The 996-nt window shown below is 44.1% G+C and carries 1 protein-coding gene; it reads left to right on the top strand.

The window, feature by feature from the left end; all coding sequences use genetic code 11:
* Positions 1–185 precede the first annotated feature (185 nt).
* Positions 186–917 (top strand): IS21-like element helper ATPase IstB, encoded by a 732-nt coding sequence (istB, locus tag HY58_RS18480; protein WP_039135670.1) that lies wholly within the window; start codon positions 186–188, stop codon positions 915–917.
* Positions 918–996: the final 79 nt, after the last annotated feature.

Consider the following 996-nt stretch of genomic DNA (forward strand, 5'->3'; position numbering starts at 1 on the left):
TATATGGAACAGGTCCTTAAAAGCCGGGCCTTTACCGAACAAACTTATAATGCCTGCCGGGGCATCCTTCGGCTCCACCTGGAATATGGTTCGGCACGGCTACAGGCTGCATGCAACACGCCAACCTCCGCGGACCGGAGGCTTATCAATAAGTGCCATTTATTCTTTCTTTAAATACATCTATCATGAATCAACAAAGTACACTGGATCAACTTCAAGAACTCAAATTATCAGGCATGGTTAAACGCTATGAAGCTGTGCTGCAGCAACCTGTCCATCAACAGCCGGAAGCCCATGCCCTTATTGCTTCCCTTGCCGAAGCAGAATCAGGTTATCGGATACACCAACGAACCCAGCTCTATCTGCGCTTAGCCAAACTCCGCTACAATGCCACTCCGGAACAAATCCATTGTACAGCGGGAAGAGGCATTTCTAAAGAAATGCTCATCACACTCTCTGACGGAACCTTCATTGAAAAAGCAGAGAATCTCTTAATCACTGGCTCTACAGGTTGCGGCAAGAGTTATTTTGCCTGCGCCATGGGTAGAAATGCCTGCTTGTTAGGACATCGAACATTGTACTATTCCATGAACCGATTTATCGAAGCACTGGCAGCAGCCCGAATAGATGGAACTTATATCAGATGGCTCAACATGATTGCAAAAACACCTTTACTGATCATTGATGACTTTGGGTTGCAACCATTAAATCATGATATGAGACTAACCCTTTTACAGATACTGGAAGATCGCTTCGCGAAAGGTGCAACTATTGTAACCTCTCAACTGCCCGTAAATAAATGGTATGAATACATAAACGAACCAACCCTCGCAGATGCAATCTGTGACAGACTGACAGCAAATGCACATAAAATAGAATTGAAAGGGGACTCGTTACGTAAAAAGAAAAACAACTAAATTACACTAGCTCCAGCAGCTCTCTTTAAGTGGTAAACTTTGCGCTGAAATACTGGTAAACTTTGACCGTAATATCCAC

It is taken from the genome of Flavihumibacter sp. ZG627, assembly GCF_000814325.1.
In the GTDB taxonomy this organism is placed as follows: domain Bacteria; phylum Bacteroidota; class Bacteroidia; order Chitinophagales; family Chitinophagaceae; genus Flavihumibacter.